At 72.0% G+C, this 20,503-nt stretch carries 14 protein-coding genes and 1 tRNA gene; 5 read left to right on the forward strand and 10 right to left on the reverse strand.

What is annotated here, in order from left to right; all coding sequences use genetic code 11:
- Positions 1 to 69 precede the first annotated feature (69 nt).
- Complete coding sequence (locus tag MT346_RS17690) at positions 70 to 1,353, reverse strand: ABC transporter substrate-binding protein (protein WP_374202541.1); 1,284 nt, start codon at positions 1,351 to 1,353, stop codon at positions 70 to 72.
- Between the two features lie 316 nt (positions 1,354 to 1,669).
- Between MT346_RS17690 and MT346_RS17695 the strand changes: the two genes are divergently transcribed.
- On the forward strand, positions 1,670 to 2,995 hold the full coding sequence (locus tag MT346_RS17695) for a glycosyltransferase family 2 protein (RefSeq protein WP_243564435.1): 1,326 nt from the start codon (positions 1,670 to 1,672) through the stop codon (positions 2,993 to 2,995).
- Positions 2,996 to 3,156: 161 nt separating this feature from the next.
- On the opposite strand, the gene MT346_RS17700 is transcribed toward MT346_RS17695, so the two are convergent.
- The gene (locus MT346_RS17700; RefSeq protein WP_243564437.1) at positions 3,157 to 4,464 is read right to left on the reverse strand and encodes a glycosyltransferase family 2 protein; all 1,308 of its coding nucleotides are present in this window, start codon (positions 4,462 to 4,464) and stop codon (positions 3,157 to 3,159) included.
- A gap of 157 nt (positions 4,465 to 4,621) precedes the next feature.
- Here MT346_RS17700 and MT346_RS17705 point away from each other — a divergent pair, with 157 nt between their 5' ends.
- The 4 genes from MT346_RS17705 (at position 4,622) to MT346_RS17720 (ending at position 8,538) form a co-directional block, all read left to right on the forward strand.
- Complete coding sequence (locus MT346_RS17705; RefSeq protein WP_243564439.1) at positions 4,622 to 4,795, forward strand: hypothetical protein; 174 nt, start codon at positions 4,622 to 4,624, stop codon at positions 4,793 to 4,795.
- Positions 4,796 to 4,898: 103 nt separating this feature from the next.
- Positions 4,899 to 5,822: a beta-1,6-N-acetylglucosaminyltransferase gene (locus tag MT346_RS17710; RefSeq protein ID WP_243564440.1), complete on the forward strand. Its 924-nt coding sequence runs from the start codon at positions 4,899 to 4,901 to the stop codon at positions 5,820 to 5,822.
- On the forward strand, positions 5,819 to 7,330 hold the full coding sequence (locus tag MT346_RS17715; protein WP_243564442.1) for a lipopolysaccharide biosynthesis protein: 1,512 nt from the start codon (positions 5,819 to 5,821) through the stop codon (positions 7,328 to 7,330). The genes MT346_RS17710 and MT346_RS17715 overlap by 4 nt, the downstream gene beginning before the upstream one ends.
- Positions 7,330 to 8,538 carry a glycosyltransferase family 4 protein gene (locus tag MT346_RS17720; RefSeq protein WP_243564443.1) on the forward strand — a complete coding sequence of 403 codons (1,209 nt, stop codon included), beginning with the start codon at positions 7,330 to 7,332 and terminating at the stop codon, positions 8,536 to 8,538. The genes MT346_RS17715 and MT346_RS17720 overlap by 1 nt, the downstream gene beginning before the upstream one ends.
- A gap of 71 nt (positions 8,539 to 8,609) precedes the next feature.
- On the opposite strand, the gene MT346_RS18535 is transcribed toward MT346_RS17720, so the two are convergent.
- The 8 genes from MT346_RS18535 to gltX form a co-directional block, all read right to left on the reverse strand.
- Complete coding sequence (locus MT346_RS18535; protein WP_243564444.1) at positions 8,610 to 9,656, reverse strand: glycoside hydrolase family 16 protein; 1,047 nt, start codon at positions 9,654 to 9,656, stop codon at positions 8,610 to 8,612.
- The gene (locus MT346_RS17730) at positions 9,638 to 12,007 is read right to left on the reverse strand and encodes a PIG-L family deacetylase (protein WP_243564445.1); all 2,370 of its coding nucleotides are present in this window, start codon (positions 12,005 to 12,007) and stop codon (positions 9,638 to 9,640) included. The genes MT346_RS18535 and MT346_RS17730 overlap by 19 nt, the downstream gene beginning before the upstream one ends.
- Positions 12,008 to 12,044: 37 nt before the next feature.
- Positions 12,045 to 15,599, reverse strand: a complete 3,555-nt coding sequence (locus MT346_RS17735) for a glycosyltransferase (RefSeq protein ID WP_243564446.1) — start codon at positions 15,597 to 15,599, stop codon at positions 12,045 to 12,047.
- Positions 15,596 to 16,567, reverse strand: coding sequence for a glycosyltransferase family 2 protein (locus MT346_RS17740; RefSeq protein ID WP_243564447.1), 972 nt, complete (start codon positions 16,565 to 16,567; stop codon positions 15,596 to 15,598). Before MT346_RS17740 ends, MT346_RS17735 begins: the two co-directional genes overlap by 4 nt.
- Positions 16,564 to 17,388, reverse strand: a complete 825-nt coding sequence (locus MT346_RS17745; RefSeq protein WP_243564448.1) for a glycosyltransferase family 2 protein — start codon at positions 17,386 to 17,388, stop codon at positions 16,564 to 16,566. The genes MT346_RS17740 and MT346_RS17745 overlap by 4 nt, the downstream gene beginning before the upstream one ends.
- Positions 17,389 to 17,771: 383 nt before the next feature.
- A tRNA-Gln gene (locus MT346_RS17750) sits at positions 17,772 to 17,846 on the reverse strand.
- Between the two features lie 44 nt (positions 17,847 to 17,890).
- Positions 17,891 to 18,829 carry an NAD(P)/FAD-dependent oxidoreductase gene (locus tag MT346_RS17755; RefSeq protein WP_243564449.1) on the reverse strand — a complete coding sequence of 313 codons (939 nt, stop codon included), beginning with the start codon at positions 18,827 to 18,829 and terminating at the stop codon, positions 17,891 to 17,893.
- Between the two features lie 13 nt (positions 18,830 to 18,842).
- A complete protein-coding gene (gene gltX, locus MT346_RS17760; RefSeq protein ID WP_243564450.1) occupies positions 18,843 to 20,330 on the reverse strand; it encodes a glutamate--tRNA ligase in 1,488 nt (495 codons plus the stop codon).
- Between the last annotated feature and the right edge of the window lie 173 nt (positions 20,331 to 20,503).

Genomic DNA, 20,503 nt, shown 5'->3' on the forward strand with positions numbered 1-20,503 from the left:
ACCAGGCTCGTGGCGGGCCCGCCACGAGCCTCCAGTCCGATGCGGCGCGAGCCGCGGCGACCGGGGTCGCTAGTTGCTGCTGCTGGTCGCCGACTTCAGGGCGGCGTCCATGTCCTGCATCGCCTGGTCCACGCTCTTCGAGCCCTTGAGCGCCGCGTAGGAGTTGTCCTGGATCGCCTTGGTGACGGCCGGGTAGAACGGCGTCACCGGGCGGGGCTCCGCGCTCTTGATCGACTCGAGCAGGGTCGGCAGGTAGGGCAGCTTGCCCGTCAGGTCGGAGTCGGTGTACAGGTCACCGACGACCGGGGCGAGCGAGCCCTGCGTCGCGAAGAACTTCTGCGTCTCGTTCGACTCCAGGAACTCCAGGAAGTCGTGCGCGGTCGCCTTGTGCTTCGAGTAGACGCTGATCGCGGCGTTGTGGCCACCGAGCGTGGATGCACCCACGCCGTCGGCACCGGGGATCGGTGCGACGCCGAACGTGTCCTTGACCTTGCTGGACCCGTCGGTCTTGGCCAGGTTGTAGACGTAGGGCCAGTTGCGCAGGAACAGCAGCTTGCCGTCCTCGAACGCGGTGCGGCCCTGCTCCTCCTGGTAGGTGATCGCCTCGGCCGGGATGTTGCCGTCCTTGAACGCGTCGACCAGGTTCTGCAGGCCGGCCTTGGCCTTGCTGGTGTCGACGTCGGGGGCGCCGCCCTTGGTCAGGATCGACCCGCCGGAGCCGTTGACGGCCTCGGACGTGTTGACGGTCAGGCCCTCGTACTTGGCGAACTGGCCGGCGTAGCACCCCATGCCGTTCTGCTTGGCGATCGAGCAGTCCTGCATCATGTCGGCCCACGTCGTCGGCGGCGTCTTCACGAGGTCCTTGCGGTAGTACAGCAGCGCACCGTCGGAGGTCTGCGGTGCCGCGTAGAGCGTGTTGTTGTACGTGGCCGTCTTCACGGTCGCGGGCAGGAGCTTCGACGTGTCGATCTTCATGCTGCCCGTCAGCGGGACCAGCCAGCTCTTGGCGGCGAACTCCGCGGTCCACACCACGTCGACGTCGACCACGTCGTAGCCGTCGTCCTTGGCCTGGAAGTGCTGCACCAGGTCGTCGTGCTGCTGGTCGGCCTGGTCGGACTGCTCCTTGAACGTGACCTTCTCATCCGGGTGCGCCTTGTTCCACTTGGCGATCAGTGGTCGGACCACGTTGGAGTTGTCCTTGCCCTGGACGTACGTGATCGGTCCGCGGCTGTCCTGGCCGCTCGTGGCGTCGTTCGACCCCGAGCTCCCGCCCGAGCATCCGGCGAGTGCGAGTCCGATCACGGCGACGCCCGCCACCGATGCGAGTCGCACCTTCGCGCGTGGGTTCTTCACAGCGTTGTCTCCTCATCGAGATCACCAGGGGACGCCGACCGGACACCGGCCGACGGACCCCTGGAGCAGGCGACACTGCCTGCTGGATGGGGAACGTACGCCCGGCCACGGCGATCCGCAACCGGTTGCATCGCGCCGTTACCTGAGCGTGACCTCTGGACTTCCGGTGACTTCCTGGGTGAGCGCTCACGCACCGCTCCCCGTTCACCGGGGGTCGGCGGACCCCGCACGGGGCCGCTGCGGAACCCCGCATGAACCCCGCCACCACCGCGCCCGGGCGTTGAGCAGCCGAGGGCCTGCCCGTAGCGTCCCCACCATGACCCAGCTCTCCCCTGTCACCGTGCCCGGCCCCCGACGGGTCGTCAGCGTCGACCTCGATGCCCCGCTCCCGCGGCTCGTCGCCGACGAGAACGGCACCTCCGCGCTGGTCGTCGGCTACCGGGGCGGTTTCCCGGTCACCACGATCGACGTGCTGCTGACCGAGGACCCCGCCGACGCCGAGCGTGCGCTCCTGCCGCTCGTCGAGGACCGCAAGTCCACCGCCGAGACCCTGGTGGCTCCCGTCGCGGACCACGACCTGCCGAAGATCTCGATCGTCGTGTCGACGATCGTCACGCGGGTGGCGGACATCCGGAACCTGCTCGACTACCTCGAGCACCTCGACTACCCGGACTACGAGGTGGTCATCGTCGACAACCGCGTCACCCTCCCCGAGATCGACGCGCTGCCGGGTCTGCTGGACGGCCGCGACGTCCGGCTCGTCGTCGAGCGGCGTCCCGGCTGCTCGGCCGGCCGCAACGCGGGTGTCGCCGCGGCGCAGGGCGAGGTCATCGCCTTCACCGACGACGACGTGCGCGTCGACCCGCAGTGGCTGCGGTCGATCGGCACGCGGTTCGTCCGCGAGCCCGAGGTGTCCGCGGTGACCGGGATGATCCTGCCCGTCGAGCTCGCCACCCCTGCGCAGATCTGGTACGAGGCGTACTACGGCGGCTTCAGCGGCGAGCGCACGTTCGACCCGGTGACGATCGTGCCGGACGACGTGCCCGGCGTGATGCGCCACGCGCAGGCGAAGGCCGTCGACCCCGACGGCACCGTCCGCAAGCACTTCGCGATCTACGGCATCGGCGGCTACGGCGCCGGCGCCAACTGGGCGGTCCGCCGCTCGGCCTTCGACGCCGTCGGTGGGTTCGACCCGGTGCTCGGTGCCGGCGTTCCCGCACGTGGTGGCGAGGACCTGGCGATCTTCATCGACATCCTGTGGGGCGGCGGGCGCATCGGCTTCGAGCCCCGCGCCGTCGTGCACCACCGGCACCGCCAGACGCTCGAGGGCCTGCACGGGCAACTGCACTCGAACGGCGTCGGGTTCACCGCGCTGATGTGCGAGCTCATCGCGAAGGACCGGCGGCACGCGCTCGTGCTGGCGCGACTGATGCCGCGCGCGGGCAAGATCAAGCTCGCGCAGCTCCTCTCCCGCCTGGCGGGCAAGCGCGACGCCGCGGCGGAGACCATCACCGAGGCGTCGACCACGCGGATCCCCCGCTCCCTGGCGTACCACGAGTTCCGTGGCTTCCCGGCGGGCCCTGCGGCCTACTTCAAGAGCCGGAAGTTCTGGCGCGAGGTCGAGGCCAAGCAGGCGGTCTGACCCCTGCCCCGAGCGTGCGGGGACGGCAACGGCGCCGTTCTCGCACAACGAAGAGCACGCGACACCATGGATCACCGTGGTGTCGCGTGCTCTTCGTTGTGCGGGCCGCGCCGGCCGCGACGCGCGCAGGGGCGGCGCCGGCCGCGGGGGCGGCGCCGGGGCTAGCCGCGCGCGCGCAGGCGGCCCCGAAGGTACCGCCACGGGCCACCGAGCGCCGCGACCAGTTCGACGCGCTTGAGCCCGGCCGTCGCAGCGCGGAACTCGTCGTCGACCGGCCACCCGGCGGACGCGGACACCGCGGTCGACACCTGGTCGGAGCCGCCCTGTCCGAGCGCCCCGAGCTGCCGGAGCGCACCGACGGCACGACGGAGCACCGCGGCCGCCGTGCGCGGCTGCGTCATGAGCTTCGCGACCCAGGCGCCGAGCCCGGTGCCGTACCCGAGCGCCTGCGCCCGCAGGGCCTCACGGTCCGAGCGGTGCTTGTGCCAGACGAACGCCGACGGTTCGACCGCCAGCGCCCCGCCGGAGAACAGCACCCGGGTGAACAGGTCCGGGTCCTCGCCCGCACGGGACGGGGTGCCCGGACCGAGGGCGACGTCGAAGCCGCCGAGCGCCAGCGCCGCGTCACGCCGGAGCGACATGTTCGCACCGGTGCCGAACGCGCCGACCGAGAACGGGAAGAGCGGCAGGTCCGCCGGCGGCGCCGACGTGCGGAACACCCGGCGGTCGAGGTTCCGCGCCCAGGTCACCCGCTCGTCGAAGTACCGCTGCGTGGGGTTCCGCAGCTCGCCGCTCGGGACCAGTCCGGTCACGCAGACCACGTCCGCGTCGCGGGCGTAGGCGTCGGCGAGCGCCGCGAGCCAGTGCCGGTCGACGACGACGTCGTCGTCGACGAAGGCGACCACGGACCCGGTCGCCAGGGCGAGACCGGCGTTCCGTGCGCGCGAGACGCCGGGTCGGGCCTCCAGGACGTGGTGCAGGCGAGCGTCGCGGAACGAGGCGACCACGTCGCGGGTCGCGGTGGTGGTCGGGGCGTTGTCGACGACGAACACCTCGAAGTCGTCGTACGCCGACGCCAGCACCGAGGCGACGCAGCGGCGGACGTCCTCGGGACGGTCGCGGGTGCCGATCACGACGGAGATGCGGCCGACCGGTGCGCCCTGCGGGGCGGCCGGGAGGCTCGTGGCGCGGAGTGCACGCAACGCCGGTCCCAGCTCGGCCTGGTCCACGTCGCCGCTCGCGTCGACGGCCACGTCGACGAAGCCGGCGACCTCGCGGCCGTCGCGGACCAGCAGGCGCGCCCGGTCGAAGCCGACGGCGCCGGCGAGCTCGACGGCGGACGCGGCGAGCGCCGCGGGTCGGTCGATCGCGCCGACCCAGGCCGCGCCGGCCCAGGTGGGTGCGTCGGGCGAGGGCATCGCGGGCGCGATCGTCAGCACGCGGGACACGGTGGCCTGGTGATCGGTCATGGTCCGATGCTCCGGTGGTGTCAGCGCACGCGCAACGAGGGCCCGTGGTGCGTGCGGCGACCCCCGTTCCTCTTGCGGTTTGCCGCCAGTGACCAGGTGGTTCCCCCTAGGATCGTGGGGACGACCCGGCGGCAGCACGCCGGCACGAGGAGGACGCATGCCGCTGGGCCCCAGGACCGAGTTCGGCGCGGTCCTCGCGTCCGAACTCGCGGTCGTCTCGGTCGACACCGCGACCTGTGTCTGCGGCCACGGGCAGGACGCCCACGAGCACTACCGGCCGGGTACCGACTGCGCGCTGTGCGACTGCCCGAAGTACCGCCGGAAGCGCTGATCCCCAGGCCCCTGACAGGCCGGGTGCGGGAAACCGCCGCTTCCCCGCAGAGGCCCCCGGGTCGCCTTGTCGGCCCCGGAACCGCGCCGTTAGCGTCGCGTCCATGGCCATCCCCACCACGGCGCCCGCGTGCATCGTCCTCGCTCACGAGGACCCTGACCACGTCCGTCGCCTGATCGACGCGCTGGACCCGTTCCCGGTGTTCCTGCACGTCGATGCGCGGACCCCCGAGTCGGTGTACCGGGCCATGACGGACGGGCTCCCCGAGCGGGTGCGGCTGCTCCCCCGGATCCGGACCGGATGGGCGAAGTGGGAGAACGTCGCCGCCGAGGTGTCCGGCTACCGGGCGGCGCTCGAGCAGACCGACGCCTCGCACGTCGCCGTCCTGACGGGCAGCGACTACCCGCTCGCCAACCCGGACGAGATCACCGCGGTGCTCCGCGAGCACCCCGAGCAGTCCTTCGCGCAGGTGCAGCCGCTGCCGTTCCCCGAGTGGGGCCGCTCCGGTGGCTACGCCCGCGTCCGGTACCCCCACTGGGCGTGGCAGAAGACGATGATCCGGGTGCCGATCCCCCGCCGCATCCCGCGTGACGTGGTGCTCGCCGGCGGATCGCAGCTCAAGGTCCTCGCGCGGCACCACGCCGCCGCCGTCGTCGACGTGGTGGACAACCGCCCGGACCTGGTGGCGTTCTGGCGCCGCACGTGGATCGCGGACGAGACGTTCGTCCCCTCGGTCCTGAACTCCCCCGCACTCACCCCCGACTTCGTCGAGGAACACGTCCCGCACACCCTCTGGTGGATCGGGTGGGACGGCCAGGCCCGGAAGAGCCCGCCGTGGCTGACGATCGAGGACGGCGGCCGCCTGTTCGAGCAGCGCACCGACGCCGAGCAGGGCCTGCCGCTGCTGTTCGCCCGGAAGTTCTCGACGGAACGGAGTGCCGACCTGCTCGACGTCGTCGACGCCGCGTTCGGGCTGCGGGTCGGACGGTCCGCCGCGACCGAGGCCGGGCAGGTGGTCGCACCGTGACGCTGCCCCCGCAGACCCGCCGCGAGGCCCGGGCCGCCCGCGAGGCCGTCGCCGCCCGCGACGCCGTCGCGCCGGTGCCCGAGGCGCTCGACACCGGCTCCGTCGCTGTCCGCAAGGGCTCGTCGGTCCTGTTCGGCCGCGGCCTGCTGTACGTCGTCGTCTGGTCGATGCAGCTGGTCGTCTCGTCGCTGATCTCCCCGGTCCTGGCGCACCTGATGCCGCCCGCGGAGTTCGGCGTGCTCGCCTCGGCGATCGCGCTCTACCAGGCGCTCGTCGTCCTGGCGGTGCTCGGGATCGACCAGGCGTCGGTGCTGCAACGCGCCGAGGACGGCAACGACCACCGTGCCCGCGGCCTGATCGCCGTCGGCATGGTGACCGCGGTCCTCGTCACGGTGATCGCACTGACGACGATCCCGCTCTGGGCCGACGCCGCCGGGTTCGTCGGGGCGCACCCGCTGCTGCTCGTCGCCGTGCTCTGGACGGGTCCCGCCGCGATCGTGCAGATCTCCCTGGCGCTCCTCGTCGCGCAGGACCGCATCCGTGTGTTCGCGGTGACGAGCCTGCTGTCCTCGATCGGCGGGTCGATCATCGGGCTCGGGCTGCTGGCCCTGGTGCACGCCGACGCGACCACGTACGCGTGGGGCGGCGTCGTCGCGCAGGGTGTGGCGATGGTCATCGGCATCGCCGCCACCCGCCCTCGCCTGGCGGGCCTGCTCGACCACCGGACCACCGCCCGGGCGTTCAAGCTCGGGATCCCGATCGCGCTCGGCAACCTGTCGTACTTCGTGCTCAACGCCGGCGACCGGGTCGTCGTGCAGCGTCTGCTCGGCCCCGAGGAGGTGGCGCGGTACCAGATCGCCTACGTCGTCGGGTCCGCGGTGATCCTGCTCCTGACGTTCACGAACCAGGCCTGGGCGCCGCACTTCGCCGCGCTCCGCGACGCCGCCGCTCGACGGGACCTGGCGATGCACTCCCGTGACGAGCTGTACAAGATGCTCGCCCCCGTGCTGCTCGCCGTGACGCTGGTCTCCCCTGTCGCCCTGCCGATCCTGGCGCCGGCGTCGTACCGGGTGCAGGACCTGACCATCGTCGTGTTCGTCGTCGCGCTGACGGCCTTCCCCGTCGTCGCCAGCGGTGCGACCGGGCGCCTGCTGCTCATCGAACGCCGAGGTGTCACCGTCGGGGTCGTCGCCGCCGTGGCCGGTGTCCTGAACATCGGCGCCAACCTGGTGTTCGTCCCGGTGTTCGGCATCGCCGGCGCCGCACTCGCCACCGTCGTCTCGTACGTCGTGCTGGCGGGCATGCAGCTGCTCGCGATCTCCGACCGTCGCGAGTGGCGCGGTCCGCGCCTGGGCGTCGTGCTGCCGGTGCTCGCCGCGCTGGTGATCGCCGGCGCGTCGTTGCTCGTCCCGCAGGACGTGCTCTGGAACTGGATCCGTGTCGCCGGTGTCCTCGGGTGTCTCCCGTGGTTCGTCCGCCGTCTGCGGGCCGCACGAGGGGGGATCTGATGACCGGCGACGGAGTCGACCAGGGGCGCACGCTCCGCATCGGCGTGCTGACCGCCGGGCTCGCCATCACCGGCGGCCTGGAACGGTGCGTCCTCGAGGACACGACCGAGCTCGTCGCTGCCGGCCACGACGTCGAGGTCTGGCACCGCAACGCCACCGCGCCGCGACCCGAGGACGGCCGTGCCGCGTTCGAGGAGCTCGGCGTCCCGCTCGCCGAGGCACCGGACCCCCGGTTCTCCGTCCGTACCGCCCTGGTCGACGTCGCGCGGTTCGCGCGGTTCGGCCTGCGGCTCCGACGGTCCCACCTGGACGTCCTCTGGCTGAACCGGCCGGAACACCTGCCGTTCGGCCGGGTCGTGTCGATGGTGTCGGGCGTCCCGCTCGGCGTGCACCTGCACCACCTGCCGAACTACCACCGGATCCGTCCGATGGCCGGTGGGCGGACCGGGTTCCTGGCCGTGTCGCACTCGATGGCCGCCGCCTGGGGTGCCGCCGGCGCCCCCGCCCGCAGCATCCGACTCGTGCCGAACGGCGTCGACACCGCCGCGTTCCCGGCTGCCGACACGACGGACACGCACCACGCCAAGGCCGCGCTCGGCATCGACGAGCACACCCCGACGGTCCTGTACTACGGACGCCTCACCCGGTCGAAGGGCGTCGTCGCGCTGCTCGAGGCGTGGCACCACGTGCTCGCCCGGGCCACGGCGGACGCCCTGACGCCGGCCGGACGCTCGTCGTGCGGCACGATGCCCCGGACACCGCTGCTCGTGCTCGCCGGCGCGCTCTACCCGGAAGAGGCCCCCGCGGTCGAACGGGCGATCGCTGCGCTGCCCGACGGCGCGGTCCTGGTGCTGCCGGAGCGGGACGACGTCGTCCCGCTGCTGCACGCGGCGGACCTGGTCGTCGCACCGTCGATCGAACCCGAGGGCTTCGGCCGTGTGGTCGTCGAGGCGATGTCGACCGGTGTGCCCGTCGTCGCGGCAGCATCCGGCGGCACCGCGGAGATCCTGGCCGACGAGTGGGCGCGGTTCACCGTCGACCCGACGGACGCCGTCGCCCTCGCCGGCAAGATCGTCGACGGACTGGACGAAGCCGCCCACGACGCGACGCTCGGTGCGCGGGCACGTCGGTGGGTCGACGAGCGGTACGGGCGCGCTGCGCACGTCGGTGCCCTGCTCCGCGCCCTGCACTCGCTCGCGCGCCGCTGAGACACTGGCTCGCACACGTCTGAGACCGGCTGGCACGGCCAGCCGGTCTCAGACGTGCGGTGCGTCGCGGGTCAGCCCGTCTGGCGATCGTCGACGGTCCAGGTGCCCTGGTCCGGCACGGTCTCGCCCTCCGGCAGCGTCGCCGGCGGCTCGGCTCCCTGAGCCGGCACGTCGATGGTCATCCAGTCGATCAGCAGGGACCCTTCGGCGCTGCGGGGCGGACGCCCACCGATCGAGCCGGTCTGCACCACCAGGTGCATCTTCGACATCGGGATGCTCGAGGTCGTCGTGGCGACGACCGCGTCGTCGATCAGGAACGACATCCGCACCGGCGTCCACTCGATCGTGTAGGTGTGCCAGTCGGACAACGACGCCGGGGTCTCGTAGTGCACGCACTTCTGTGGCGGGTCCTCGAGGCAGTGCACGTTGAGCTGCGCCGCCGAGCCGAGGTTGCCCTCGGGGAAGTCGACCTCGCCCTGCGACCAGACGTTCTCGTCGCTCCAGAGCAGCATCGCCACGCCGTACCCGTCCACCCGGTCGCTCTTCATCCGCACGCTGTACCGGCCGGCGGTCTGCCCGCCCCACTGCCCGTCGATCAACGGGACGACCCCTCCGGCGAGCGGTGTGCCGCCGGCTGTCGTCCGGAGCCGCATGTCGAGCATGCTGTCGTGCGCGCTCAGCGCCGACGCCGAGTAGCGGCCGGTCCCTGCGGTGTCGGCGAACCCGTGGTAGACGGAGAACCGGTCCTGGTAGGCGTCCTCGAACCCGCCCGTCGGGGTGTCCTTCGCGAAGTCCTCGGAGAACACCCGGTGCCATCCGGCGCCGTCGGTGGTCGGCATCAGCACTCCGCTCGGGTCGGTCGGGTCGGTCCCCGCCGAGGTCGTCGCAACGGCGACGACACCGGCCACGACGACCATCGCGCCCACGGCGAGCGCGATGCGCCGCCGGGCGCGACCCGTCCGGTGTCCGTGTCCGTGTCCGCGTCCGTGTCGAGCGATCCCGTCGCCGTGGGCGGGTGCTGCGCCGTGGGCCGACGCCGCGTCGGCGTCCAGCCAGGCATCCTGCAGGTCGATCGGTCGGTCGACGACGTCATCGGGGCTCAGCTGGTCGCCGCCCACGCGCGCACCTCCGACAGCCCGGCGTTCTGCGTGCCGCTCGACACCTTGGTGGCGGTGAACCGGACCCACGAGACCTTCCGGGCCGTGAAGTCGACGGTCAGCGGCCCACCGGCGTTGGGCAGGCTGCCGACGGTGACCTTCGACCCGTCGGAGAACGTCAGGGTCCCGGCGGTGATCTGGTCGGTGCTGTTCGGACGGTCGTACAGGACGATCCGCTTGAGGGACACCGGCGTGGTCCAGTCGAGCTGGAACCACGTCCCGGTCTTGCCGCCCGGTGCCACCCACTCGGCGCCCGGGTTGGCGGGGTAGCCGGACAGGACACCGTCGACGGCCTTGGCCGCGGTCTGGCCGTCCGCCGGGTTGTCCTTGACCGCCGAGGGCTTCGCCGCGCTGGTCACGTCGGTGAGCGTGGGGGTCGGGGTCGGCGTCGGAGTGGGGGTCGGCGTCGGCGTGGGGGTCGGCGTCGGTGTCGGGGTCGGCGTGGGTGTCGGGGTCGGCGTCGGCGTGGGGGTCGGCGTGGGTGTCGGGGTCGGCGTGGGTGTCGGGGTCGGCGTGGGTGTCGGCGTCACGGTCGTGCCTGCCGGGGCGAACGCCTGGATCTCCGCCAGACCGATGTTCTCGGTCGACGAGCTCACCGAGGTCACCGTGAACCGCACCCAGGTCACCTGGCGCGCACTGAACGTGACGGGTTGCAGTCCGCCACCGTTCGGCAGCGCCGGCACGGACACGCTCGAACCGTCCGAGAACGTCAGCGTGCCACCGAGCACCTGGTCGGCCGTGTTGGGGCGGTCGGCCAGCCGCACCTCGGACAGGGTCGTCCCCGACGCCCACCCGAGCTGGATCCACGTGCCGGCCCCGCCGTTCGGCGCGACCCACTCCGCGGACGAGTTCGCCGGGTAGCCGCTGACGACACCGTCGACCGCCTTCGCAGCGGTCTGCCCGTCGGCCGGGTTGTCGGCGCTCACCGTGACGGTGGCCGCCTTGGTCACCTCGACCGGGGTCGTCGTCACCGGCGGTGTCGGGACGGTCGTGCCGGACGGCCCGAACGCACGGATCTCGGAGAGCCCGACGTTCTGCGTCGACGCGCTGACCGACGTCACCGTGAACCGTGCCCACGTCACCGGTCGCGCACTGAACGTGACCGCCTGCAGACCGCCGCCGTTCGACAGCGACGGCACCGCGACACTCGACCCGTCGGAGAACGTCAGGGTCCCGCCGGTCACCTGGTCGGCGGCGTTCGGGCGGTCGGCCAGCCGGACCTCGGACAGTGTCGTGCCCGACGCCCACCCGAGCTGGATCCACGTGCCCACCCCGCCGTTCGGCGCGACCCACTCCGCCGAGGGCGCGTCCGGGTAGCCGCTGACGACACCGTCGACCGCCTTCGCGGCGGTCTGCCCGTCGGCGGCGTTCTCCGCACTCGCGGTGACGGTCGCTCCGGCGGTCACGTCCACGGCCGTGGAGGCCGGGGGTGCGGTGACCGTCGACCCTGCGGTGTACTCGCGGCTGAGCCACTGGGGTTCGGGCCGGTCGCCGCAGGACGCGTACGAGCTGCAGGTCAGGAAGTCGGAGGGCGCGTAGGTGAAGAACGTGTCGGCCTTGGCGCTCGTCTCGGCCGCGGTCAGGTTCGACGGCCGGTCGGCGATCGGGTAGCCCATGTACCCGGTGAAGTCGTGTGACCCGGTGTACTGCTGCTGCACCTGGTCGGTCAGGTACGCGACCGTGTGGTGGTCGCTGTGGTCGCCGTCGCCGTAGGTGCCCACGTTGTCCAGGCTGTGGATGTGGTTCGGCTTCGTCAGCTGGATCAGGCCGAGGATCGTCGCCCGGAGCTGGTCGAGCGTGTACGTCTCGGCGTGGTCCGCGTCGGGCACCGTCGTGATGGAGTTCGCGTAGCCCAGGTAGACCTGCTGCAGGCTCTGGTAGCCGTCACCCCAGAAGCCGTTCCCCTCGATGTTGCCGTCCGGCAGCTCCATGAACACCAGGCTGATGCGGGGTGCGGTCGACAGGGTCTCGGTCCGGAGCGTGTGTCCGGCGACGACCGTGTCGCTCGCGACCCACGTCGACGTCACACCGGCCATCTGCGCGTACGCGGCCATGAGTCCCTGCTGACGGCTCTGCCAGTACCACTTCGGGTAGCCGGCGTCACCCGCGGTGACGACGACGGAGCGCACGCACTGGTTGCCCGTGATCGCCTTCCGCAGTGCGGTCCCCTGGAAGAGCAGGTCGTCGTCCGGGTGCGCGATCATGCTGAGCACGGAGCCCGCGCTGCAGTCGGGCGTGGCCGCGACGGCGGACTGCGCGGCCAGACCGCCCAGCGTGCCGACCACCGTGGCCACGACGGCCGCGGCGGACACGGCGATGGTCCGCCATGTCCGCCGCGACCGGCGTGGGTCAGCGTGCGCCAAGACGCACCCCCGCCTGTGTCAGTTCGTACGACACCGTGGTCCCCGAGGACCACACCGGCTTCCAGTAGGGCGAATCGGCCATGGCTGCTGCGAGTTCCTGGTAGTGGGCATCGGTCTGGTAGCCGTACCGCTCGCCGTAGGCGCCGAACGGCTCGGCGACCAGGGCGTAGTACTTCGTCGCCGGGACCGTGCCGACGAGCTTGCGGGTGATGTCGGCGACGTCCTTCGCGGCGTCGTACGTGCCGGTCGGGTCCTGGTACTTCACCAGGGCCTCCCGGGTCAGGTAGGACACGTCGAAGTACCGGGCGCCGGTGTTGCTCGGCACCGCGATCGCCGAGCCGGTCAGCAGCATGACGGAGCCCTTGGGGGCCGTCTGGTCGTACCGCTGCGTGGCTGCGGACTCGCTCCGCGTGGGCACGCGGTTCCAGTCGAGCGCGGTCTGCCCGAACGCACCGATCGCGACGAGCGCCGCGACGCCGACGCCGGCGACGGCGACCCGGACGACGGCGGGGCGCATGGCGCTCCGCGTCAGCGAGCCGACCCAGGCCAGGCGGCCGGTGGGCGACGGCAGTCCTGCGGCCAGGATCGCGATCCACGGGGTGGCGAACAGGACGACGCGGAAGATGCCCTCCTGGCCGTAGTTGGTCGCGACCAGCAGCGAGATCGGGCTGGCCGCGGCGACCAGCAGCGCCCAGTGGACCCGATCACGGCGCAGCAGGACGGTGACCAGGGCGATGAGGCCCAGGACCACGAGCGCGGCGGCGGGGACGTCGAACGCCAGCCGTGTGACGAGCGGCTGCGGCAGGACCGTCGAGTCGTGCGACGGCGGCTGCACGTTCTGCAGCACCTTGCCGACGGCGCCGAGCGACAGGAACTTGTCGAGCACGCTGCCGTTGAGCAGCGCGAAGACCACGGCCGGCACCAGGACGACGAGCGGCAGCCACCACGGTCGCGCCAGCTTGAACACGACGAGCACCACGAGTGCCGCGACGGTCAGGTAGGGCGAGATCTGGTGCGTCACGGCCAGCACGATGCTGATCGCGCCGATCGCGATGACGTGCGACAGGGGCGTCTTCCGGGCCCGCGGCTTCGCAGCGACGGTGTCACCTGCCGGCACGGTGCCCGTGTTCCGCAGCGGACCGGTGGCGAGCACGAGGATCACGATCGACAGCAGGATGCCGACGGACTGCGGCGAGAAGTACGTGGTGTTGAGCGAGCCGGTCATCGCGGTCAGGAAGGCCGCGATCCACGGACGTCGGGTGCCCGGCAGCCAGTTCGACGCCAGCACACCCACACCGATGACGGTGGCGAAGGCCAGCAGCACGGGGACCCATGCGGCGATGAGCATCGCGTTCACGATCCCGGCGACGTCGGCGACCCAGGCCCCGCCGGCGAACAGGCCGGACCAGGTCTGGAAGATGTCCGCCGCGGGGTTCGTCCCGCCCCAGCGGCGGATGTACTCGAGCACACCGACGTGGCGCGCAGCGGCCATGACGGTCGGCATGCCGTAGGTGATGGCCTGCGCCAGCTGGATGGTCCCACCGAGCACGACCACGGGCGCCGCGACGCCCACACCGCGGACGAGTGCGATGACGGCAGCGGCGACGACGACCGCGAGACCGACGACCAGGCCGGGGCCCAGCGAGCCGAACAGCCCGTCGCGCACGGGGTCCCCCATGTGGGTGAGCGCCGTGACGACCACGATGACCAGGCCGACCAGGGACATCGCCGTGGCGTTCGTGGTGTCCCACACGGCGCGGGCCAGCTCGACGAAGGGCACCAGGTTCGCGCGCCGGAGTTCGGCCACGTCCCGCGGCACCGCGACGGCGAGGGCCAGCGCGGTCAGCACGACGACGGCGACGAAGGGCACGACGGGTTCCCAGATGTGGGCGGTTGCCATCGTGTAGCCGATCGCGATCGTCCCGACGAGCGATCCGGACACCGCCAGCACGGCGAACCGGGCCAGGGGCATCGGTCGCAGCAGCAGCAGCGGCGCGACGCCGAGCAGGGCGAACAGGAAGACCGCGACGGCGCTCGCGCGCAGCGTCGGCAGACCAGCCAGACTGCCGACCGCCGCGGTGAGCAGGGTCAGGGTGACGAGCGCCGCGGCGGCGAGCCGCGCGAGCGGGCCCATCGCGTTGCCGGTCACCAGGCGCGCCGGTCCGGCGGATGCCAGGCCACGCCGTAGCTCGTGTCGACCGCCGGCCGTGCGGTCGATCGTGCCCGCACCCCCCATCCGCTCACGCAGGGTGAGGAAGGGGGCCGCCAGGACCCCGCGACGCTCGACACCACGCAGGCGACGCCGGGTCGCCGCGAACTCGCTGTCCACCACGTCGAGCGCCCCGGTCGACGCGACGCCGTCCGCCGTCTCGGCACGGTCGCTGTGCTCGAGCCCGAGTCGCGCGAAGGCGGACAGGGCGTCGGGGGCAGCGTCGAGCGATGCGGCGAGCGTGTCGCGGTCGAGGGCGTTCTTGGTCATCCATGCTCCGAGTCCGTGGCCGTTCGCGCTCGCGGCTCGGCGCAACGACGCGACGTCGTCCGCCGATCGCTGCCACGCGATGGCGGCCGGTTCGACCGCGATCGCGGAACCCGCGAAGAGCAGTCGGGTGAAGAGGTCGAGGTCGTCGCCGCCACCGACGCGGGTGCCCGGCCCGAAGGCGGTGTCGAACCCGCCGATCCGCAGGACGGTCGCACGGCGGACGGCGAGGTTCGCGCCGGTGCCGTAGGCGGACGCGGCGAAGGGGTGCAGCGGCAGGTCGTCCGGGGTGTCCTCGAGCCGGAAGACACGGCGGCGGATCGTCCGGGCGGCCGGCGTGCGGTCGTCGTGCCAGCGCTGCGCCGGCGTGCGGAGCTCGGCGCTCGGCACCAGCCCGGTCACGCAGGCGACCTCGGGGTCGGCGGCGAAGGCGGTGGCGATGGCGTCGAGCCACCCGGCGTCCACGATCGCGCCCTCGTCGACGAACGCGACGACGTCCCCCGTGGCGGCCAGCAGTCCGGCGTTGCGCGCGGCGGCGAGCCCGCCGTCCGGGGCCGCGACCGTGGTGACGCGGCGGTCCTCGATCGTGACGACCGTGCGGTCCCCCGCCTCGGCGGCGTGGGACACCACGACGACGTCGAAGTCGTCGTACCGGCAGGCCAGGACCGAACGCATCGTGTCACTCGAAGCGCCGTCGGTGCAGAGCACGACGGTCACCGACGGCAGCACCTGATCTGCTGCCGGCAGTGCCGGGGTCGGACGGATCGCGGGGGTGGCCATCGGCCGGATCGCCCGCTGGAGGGCCCGGACGTCGATGGTCGCGCCGATGCGCCGGCGCTCGGTCACCTCGGCCTCGACGAACCCGAGCGGTTCGCCGTGGTCACGGACGAGCAGGCGGGCACGACGGTACCCCTCGGCACCGTCGAGGGCGATGACGTCGCGGTGGCTCGACGCGTGGACGTCCGCACGGTCGACCTCGCCGACCCACAGGGCGCCGTCCCACGTGGGGAACAGCGGCCCGGTGACGATCGGCGAGACGACCATCGCGAGGGTGGCGCGGGTCACGGTGCACCCACGCGTTGTGCCGGTGCTGCGACCGGCGTCGGAGCCGCGACGACGACCCCGCCCAGGAACCGGCCGACGGCGTAGCCGATCGCCGTGCCGAGCACGGTCGTGACGATCGCGACCGCGCGGGTCCCGCCGCCACGGCCGAGTCCGCGCAGTTCGCGCAGCAGGGCCTTCGGCAGCACCGTCGTCAGGTACGTCGACTCGCTCGACAGCGAGTCCTTGGCACCGACCCGGCGGCTCAGGACCGCCTTGGAGATGCCCTCGTAGTAGCTGCGACGACGGACGTAGCGCATGGTGACGCGGTCCGGCGAGACGCGGTGCGACACGTTCGACCGCGGCTCGAAGCGGATGCGCGCGGACGGGTCGGCTTGCGCGATGCGGATGCAGAGCTCCGTCTCCTCGCAGCCGAGCGGCTGGTTGCCGACGCGGCCGATGCCGGACCGGAACCCGCCTGCGGCCAGCAGCACGTCACGGCGGAAGGCCATGCTCGAACCGATCACGTTGCGGACGTCCTCGGCTCCGGTGGGCAGTCCGGTGTAGCTGCATCCGACGATCCAGAGCAGTTCGTCCGGGTACGGGCCGGCGCCGGTCGTGGTGGGCCACGACGGGGTCGCACGACCGCCGACGCCGACCACCGACGGCAGTGCCAGGGCCTCGACCAGGTGCGCGAGCCACTCGTCGTCCGCCGTCGCGTCGTCGTCGAGGAACGCCACGACGTCCGACTCGGCCAGGGCGACGCCGGTGTTCCGGGCGCCGGACAGGCCGCGGTCCTCGGAGTTCTCCACCACGCGCAGCTCGGGCCAGCGGGCCTTGGCGCGCAGGAGGAGCTCGGGCTCGTGGTCGATCACGACGATGACCTCGGTCGCGTGGGGCTGCCGCTTCGCCGACTCGACCGAGTCCTGCAGGTCGCCCCACCGCAGCTGGGTGTACGCGCAGATGACGACCGCGACGGTCGGCGCGCTCACGCGGCTTCCTCGTCGAGCGCCGGGACGGCGGTCGGCACGGAGCGGGTCGTCACGGGAGCCAGGCGGGCCCGGGCCTGCGCCGCGGCAGCACGACGGCGCTCGTGCATGATCGACTTGAGCACGCGGATGCCGTCGGTGATCGCGTTGAGGTTGCTGGAACCGTGCACGCGGAGCTTCTCGTGGCTCGGGACCTCGGAGATCGCCAGGTCGGCGGAGGACCAGCGGCAGGTCAGGATCGTCTCGATCTCGAACCCGTCACCCCACAGCATCGACCCGTCGGACGGCTTCGGCAGCGTCGACGACAGCAGCCCGATCTTCGGCAGGGTGTCCGCCCAGAACGCGTTGTAGCCGTAGCAGAGGTCCGTGTAGCTGGCGCGGAGCAGGACGTTGCTGACCATGTTCAGGCCGCGGTTCCCCAGGCTGCGGACGATCGTGATGTCGTCACTGCCACCGCCGAGTGCGTAGCGGGTGCCCTTGGCCACGTCGGCGCCGGCGACCAGCGCGTCGACGAAGCGCGGGATCTCGTCGGGGTCGGCGGAGCAGTCGGCGTCGAACATGACGACGACGTCGCCGGTGACGGCTTCGAACCCGCAGACGAGGGCGTTGCCCTTGCCCTTGCGGGTCTGCTGCACGACCTTGATCGTGGGCATCAGGCGCTGGGCGGTCGCGATGGTGTCGTCGACCGAGTTGCCGTCGACGAGGATCACCTCGTACACCGGTGGCAGCTTCGGGAGGATGATCTCGAGGTTCCTCGCTTCGTTGCGTGCGGGGATGACGACCGAGACGCGCGGGTCCAGGGGACGGATCGTGCTGGCGGACATGGTGCTCCTGTCGGGTTCAGGGCTGCAATCGGGAGGGGCAGTCAGGGCGACGGCCGATGGTCCATCAGTGATGAGGACCGGACGCGGGTACGTCAGCTGCGGTGCGCGGCGGTGAGGGTGCACCGCCGTTCCCGTCCAGAGCGGGGGTACGCCGCTCCCTGGGGATTCCCACCCTCGCGGGGGTGGGCGGAGCGGTCAATGCGATCCGGGGTCCATTGCGGGACGACCACGGCGGATACGGAAACCCGCAACCACGCAGCGGGGCCGGGCAGGAGGCCCGGCGCGGCTCCGTCACGCGCGCTCGGCTCCACGCCCCAGTGGGGACGGCACCAATGGGTACGCGAAAGGCCCCCGGGATGCATCCCGGGGGCCTTTCGTCAGTCTGGCTGGGGTACCTGGACTCGAACCAAGAACGACGGTACCAGAAACCGCTGTGTTGCCAATTACACCATACCCCAAGAGGCCGTTCGGCCTCGTGCCCCGCGATCCGGGGCACGGTCAATTACTGTACAGCATCCCGGAGGTCCTCGAGACCACCGACCAGGTCGCGGTGGACCGCTGCGGCGGTGAGCGCGCCGTGACCGGCCGCGACGATGAGCTGTTCCGGGCCGGGTGGGGTGACGTCACCGACGGCGTAGATCCCGGGAGCGCTCGTGCGGCCCGAGCGGTCGACCACGACCAACCCCTCGGCGTCGCGATCGAGCGCCACCGTGACCCAGTCGAGGTCGGCGTGCCACGTCGGTCGCACGAACCCACCCGTGCGGGGCTCCACGTGCCCGTCTGCCAGGCGGACACCGGTCATGCCGGACCGGTCCCCCTCGAGGTCTGCGACAGGCCGCTCGTCGACGCGGACGCCCGCGCGCACCAGTCGCTCGCGCCCGGCGTCGTCGAGGGGGGCGATCCCGTTCGTGTAGACCACCAGGTCGTCCGTCCACGAAGCCACCAGCAGCGCCCGGTCGACGACGTCGGCGGTCTCGCACACGAATGCCAGCGGCTGTCCGGCCTTGTCGTAGCCGTCGCACTCCACGCAGCTGTGGACCGCGGTGCCGTAGAACGCGCGGAGCGACGGCAGCGCCGGGAACTCCTCGCGCAGCCCCGTGGCGATGACGAGGGTGCGTGCCCGTGCGGAGACTTCGGCGCCGCGCCAGGCGCCGTGCACGAGGAACCCGTCGTCAGCCCGCTCGACCCGGTCGACGACCGCCTGGACGACCGTGGCCTCCGGGTACCCCTCGACCTCGAGTCGCCCGAGCTTCCGGAGCTCGAGCGGGGAGATGCCGTCGCGCGTCAGGAACCCGTGCGAGCGCAGTGTCGCGGCGTTCCGTGGGCGGTTGGCGTCGACCAGCAGCACCCGGCGCTTCGCCCGCACCAGGTTGAGCGCGGCGCTGAGGCCGGCCGGCCCCGCGCCGATCACCGCGACGTCGTACTGCTCGTGGTCGGTCATCGTGTGTGGCAGCTCAGCGAGCCGCGAGGGCGCGCAGTCGGACCAGGGTGGAGTCCTTGCCGAGGATCTCCATCGACTCGAACAGGGGCGGGCTGATGCGCCGACCGGAGACGGCCACCCGCAGCGGTCCGAACGCGACACGGGGCTTCAGTCCCAGGTCGTCGATCAAGGCGGTGCGCAGCGCCGCTTCGATCGGGGCGGTCTGCCAGTCCTCCAGCCCTTCGAGCGCGGTGATGCCGGCCGCGAGCACCGGTGCGGTGTCGCCCTTGAGGCTGGCGAGCGCGTCGTCCTCGACCACCAGGTCGGCGTCGGCGGTGAACAGGAAGCCGAGCATGCCCGGTGCTTCACCGAGCAGTTGCATGCGTTCCTGGACCAGAGGGGCAGCGAGTTCGAGCACGCGCTCCTGCTCGGGGGTCGCCGGGTCGGCCAGGAAGGCCGTCAGGTACGGCTTCAGCCGGCCGCGGAAGTCCGCGGCGTCGAGCAGGCGGATGTGGTCGCCGTTGATCGCCTCGGCCTTCTTGTGGTCGAACCGGGCCGGGTTCGGGTTGACGTCGACGACGTCGAACGCGGCGATCATCTCGTCGGTCGAGAACACGTCGCGGTCCGGGCCGATCGACCACCCGAGCAGTGCCAGGTAGTTGATGAGCCCCTCGGGGATCATGCCGTTCGCACGGTGGTGGAACAGGTTGGACTCGGGGTCGCGCTTCGAGAGCTTCTTGTTGCCGTCGCCCATCACGAACGGCAGGTGCCCGAACACCGGGATGAACCCGGTCAGCCCGATCTCGAACAGTGCCTCGTACAGCGCGATCTGGCGCGGTGTCGACGACAGCAGGTCCTCGCCACGCAGGACGTGCGTGATGCCCATCAGGGCGTCGTCGAGGGGGTTCGTGAACGTGTACAGCGGCTTGCCGTTCGGGCGGACCACCACGAAGTCCGGGAAAGTGCCCTGCTTGAACGTGATCTCGCCGCGCACCAGGTCGTGGAAGCTGAGGTCGCGGTCCGGCACACGCAGCCGGAGCGCCGGCTGACGCCCCTGGTCGCGGAACGCCTGGCGCTCGGCGTCGGTCAGGTCGCGCTCGTGGTTGTCGTAGCCCTGCTTCGGGTCACGGCCGGCGGCGACGTTCCGCGCTTCCATCTCGTCGGGGGTGACGAAGGACTCGTACACGTGACCCGACGCCTGCAGCTTGCCGATGACGTCCTGGTAGAGGTCGGTGCGCTCCGACTGCCGGTACGGTCCGTGGGGACCACCGACCTCGACGCCCTCGTCCCAGTCGAGCTCGAGCCACCGCAGGGCCTCGATGAGCTGCTGGTAGGACTCCTCGGAGTCGCGGGCGGCGTCGGTGTCCTCGATGCGGAAGACGAGCTTGCCGCCGGTGTGCCGCGCATACGCCCAGTTGAAGAGCGCCGTGCGGACGAGCCCGACGTGCGGCGTGCCGGTCGGTGACGGGCAGAAACGGACACGGACATCGGAGCCGGTGGCGGTGGTGAATGGCGCAGTCATGACGCCCACGATCCTACCGTGACCGCTTCGGTCCCCCGGGGTTCTGCCCACATCTCTGGAAGACCCCCTGGAACGCAGAAAACCCCTGACCTGTGAAGGTCAGGGGTTTCCTGGTGTTGCACGTTGAGTCCGGCGGCGTCCTACTCTCCCACAAGGTCCCCCTTGCAGTACCA

The organism is Curtobacterium sp. VKM Ac-2922 (assembly GCF_022815645.1).
Lineage (GTDB): Bacteria > Actinomycetota > Actinomycetes > Actinomycetales > Microbacteriaceae > Curtobacterium.